Source organism: Nitratidesulfovibrio liaohensis, assembly GCF_011682075.1.
GTDB classification, from domain to species: domain Bacteria; phylum Desulfobacterota; class Desulfovibrionia; order Desulfovibrionales; family Desulfovibrionaceae; genus Cupidesulfovibrio; species Cupidesulfovibrio liaohensis.
Genome location: NZ_VSMK01000271.1, coordinates 1 through 3,738, shown reverse-complemented (window position 1 = coordinate 3,738; position 3,738 = coordinate 1). Strand labels below are relative to the sequence as shown.

The 3,738-nt window shown below is 68.3% G+C and carries 2 protein-coding genes; both read right to left on the bottom strand.

Features of this window, described 5'->3' with window-relative positions:
- A partial coding sequence (locus FVW27_RS10080; RefSeq protein ID WP_167124814.1) for a PAS domain S-box protein occupies positions 1 to 2,988 on the bottom strand: 2,988 nt, incomplete at its 3' end.
- A gap of 202 nt (positions 2,989 to 3,190) precedes the next feature.
- A partial coding sequence (locus FVW27_RS10075; RefSeq protein ID WP_167124812.1) for an ABC transporter permease subunit occupies positions 3,191 to 3,738 on the bottom strand: 548 nt, incomplete at its 5' end.

Sequence of the window (3,738 nt, the reverse complement as noted above, 5' to 3'; positions counted from 1 at the left end):
GCCCTCGCCGCGCTGCGCCCCGCCGCTGCTCCAGCGGCGATTCTGGTCCTCCACGCCGCCGTTGGCGGCGCGCGCCAGCATCACCCGGTTGCGGCCCGCCTCCTTGGCTGCGTACAGCGCCGAATCCGCTCGGCGCAGGATGTCATCGAACGCCGTGTCACCCGGCATGTGCAGGGCAAGACCGATGCTCACCGTGCAGCGCAACCGCTGCCCGCTGAACGGCACGTCCATTTCCTCCACGGCCCGGCGCAGCCGCTCGGCGGCCACCAGCGCATCGTCCAGGTCCGTTTCCAGCAACACCGCCGCGAATTCCTCGCCGCCCAGCCGCCCGAGGATGTCGGTATCGCGCAGGGCCTGCTGGCAGGCCTGCACGCAGCCCAGCAGCACGGCGTCGCCCGCATGATGGCCGAAGCGGTCGTTGACCCGCTTGAAGCGGTCCAGGTCCAGCATCAGCACGGCCAGCGGACGCCCGTAGCGCACGGCCCGGCCCATTTCGCGTTCCGCGTCCACGAAGAACTGCCGCCGGTTGCGGATGCCCGTCAGGGGGTCTGTGGTGGCCTCGCGCATCAGGGCCTGTTCCAGCCGCTTGCGGTCGGTGATGTCCCGCGCGATGCTGAGCACCACGGGTTTGCCGTCGAAATCGAGCATTTTGGCGTGGATCTCCACGGGCAGGACCGTGCCGCCCCGAGTGCGATGGGCCGATTCGAAGGTCAGCGACCCTTCTTCGCGCAATTGCCGGATGCGCTCCTCCACCAGCTCGGCGAATTCCTCGGCGTCCAGTTCGCGCGGGGGCATCGTCAGCAATTCACGCCGGGTGTAGCCCAGACGGCGGCAGGCCACCTCGTTCACGTCCAGAAAGCGCCCCTCGGGGTCGTGCAGGAAGATGGCGTCGGCGGCGGCCTCGAACAGCAACCGGTAGTGCGCCTCGGACCGCTGGCGCGCCGCTTCCGCCGCCCGGCGCTGGGTGACATCCTGTGCCACCCCGATGATGGTGTCGCCGTCCAGCTTGCCGGAATACTCGAACCACACCGTGGAGCCGTCGCGGCGGCGCATCTCCACCTCGATGTTGCGGAATTCTCCCCGGCGCAACAGCGTGGTCACCATGCGGCCGCGCGCCTCCGGGTCCACGTACCATTCGGTGGAACGCATCTTTTCCATGAATTCCGCGCGGTCCGTCCAGCCGTACATTTCGATGATCCTGCCGTTGGCCTCAAGGAATCTGCCATCGGGGATGCGGGTACGGAAAATGCCCACCTGGGCGTTCTCGAACAGGGCACGGTAGCGCCGTTCGCTTTCCTCCTGGGCCTGCTGGGCCGCGCGCTGCTCGTTGATGTCCACGATGATGGCCAGGGCAGCCTCCACCTCGCCGTCCGGCCCTTCCAGCGGCGACGCGCTGATGTCGGTCCACAGGTAGCCGCCGTCCTTGCCGCGCAGGCGGTGTTGCAGGCGGCTGGTGGTCTGGGTGCGGTCCAGCAGGCCGGCCAGGGTGGTGGCGGCCAGGGTGGTCTCGTCGTCGTGCATGAACCGGCTGAAATGCTGGCCGCGCATCTCGTCGGTGGCGTAGCCCAACATGCGCGCGCAGGCATCGTTGACCCGCACCAGCAGGCCGAAGCGGTCCAGCAGTACGATGCCCACCGAGGCGGTGCTGAAGATGCCCCGGAACAGTTCCTCGCTGCGGGCCAGGGCCAGCCGCTGACTGACGGCGGCGGTGATGTCCATGTGCGTGCCCACCACCCGTGCGGGTGAACCGTCCTCGCGCCGGGCCAGCACCCGGCCCCGCGCCAGCATCCACTTCCAGCCGCCGTCCTTGGTGCGCAAGCGGAACTGCACCTCGAACTGGCCCACCCCGCATGCGGCCACCGCATGCGATACCGCCGGGTCCGGCAGGCACAGGGCGGCGGTGACCTCGCCGAGGTCGTCAGGGTGCATCAGGTCGCGCAGGGCATCGTGGGTGCATTCGAATTCGCCGGGCAGGTACCCCAGCATCGCGTAGTAGCGCGGGCTGCAATACAGCTCGCCGGTCTCGAAATTCCAGTCCCAGTGGGCTTCGCTGGCGGCGTCCAGGGCCAGTTTCAGCCGTTCCTCGCTACGCTTCAGGGCTTCCTGCGCGCGCACTTCGACGGTGACGTCCTCGAACAGCCACACACTGCCCCAGGCCCGCCCGTACTCGCCGCGCAGCGTCCGATGGGTGCGCCGCAGCACGCGGCCATCGGCCAGCAGCACCGAATGCACGCCGTTTCCGCCGGGGGTTCGCGCCGGAACGACCAGCGCATCGGGGGCGGTTGTACCGGGAAATACCGCCAGGCCCGCCTCGTCATCGGGCAGGATGCTGGTGATGGTGGCGGGGTCACTCAAGCGGTCAGCCAGCAGGGCGCGCACCTCGGCCAGCGGACGGCCCACCAGGCCGGGCACATCCACATCGATGTCCCACAGTTTCGAAAAGCGGCGGTTGACCCGCGCCACCAACCCACGGATGTCCACGGTCAACGCGGCGGAAGGCAGGGTATCCTGCTGCGCGCCGAACAAGGCGTTCTCGTAGGCCAGGGCCAGGGTTTCCTCCACCTGGCCGTGAAAATCGTCCACAATGCCCCGGTGCATCTCCGAAACGGGCCACTGGCGTGTCTCCAGCAGGCACAGGGTACCGTACAACTGCCCGTCAGGCAGTTGCAGGGGGTAGCCCAGATAGGCCACAAAGCCCGCCTGCACCATGGGGCTGTTGCGCCAGCGCGGGTCGTCCAGGGCGTTCTGCACGTAAACCGACTTCCCCGCCTCGATGACCGCGTCGCAGTACGTGCCGCCGGACATGGTGGCAATGTGCATGCCCGGCACCAGCGGGTTGCCTGCCGTATTGCTGGACAGCAGCACCGAAAGCCCCCCCGGATACCGCCGCATGATGGCCGCCGCGCGGATGCCCAGCAGCCGCGCCAGGGTGTCCAGCGACCGCTGCCAACGGTTCCGTGTCCGTTCACTTATGTTGATGAAGTCCATATGCCCCCCTTGCGGCCCTGATTCGCATCGTCAGCCGTGCCGCCCCGGACTCTTGCGTCCGTGGCCCCCTCCCCGCTGGGGTGATGCACTCCCCGTACCGAACGACGGGTACAGGCCCATGATGCAGCATACCACGCCACGGTGCGGATTGCACGCGCAATGACGTCGGCAAGGCATCACTTTCCGTCTTGCCGTACTTCTTCTACATGCCCCGCCGCCGATACACGGCCAGCACCAGCCCCTCCACCAGCAAAAACAGCGTCACGGGCACCACGAGAAAGACCAGCGACAGCATGGCCGCAAGCCCCCTGTCCGGCGATTGCAACACGGCGAACAAGTACCCGGTGAACGACGGAACAACCCCGCCCCCCACCAGTTGCACCAGAAAATAGTCGGAAAAGGCCACCAGAAACACCACCGATCCGCCCGCCACGGCGGCGGGCAGCAGCAGCGGCAGTTCCACGGCCAGCAGGCGCAGCAGCGGACCGGCACCCAGATTGGCTGCGCAATGGCCGTAGTCCTGCCCCATGGTTTCGAAGCCGGAGGCCAGCGCCCGCAGCATGTACGGGTACGACACCACCGACAGCACCAGCACCACGCCCGCCGGAGTATCCGCCAGGCCAAGGCGCACCAGGGTGCCGTACAGTCCAAGGGCAAAGCCCATGGCGGGCAGCAGGGCCGGGGCCAGCAGCAGCCCCTCCAGCGCCGCCCGCCCGGGGAACCGCCCAAAGGCCAGCAGCCGCGCCGGGG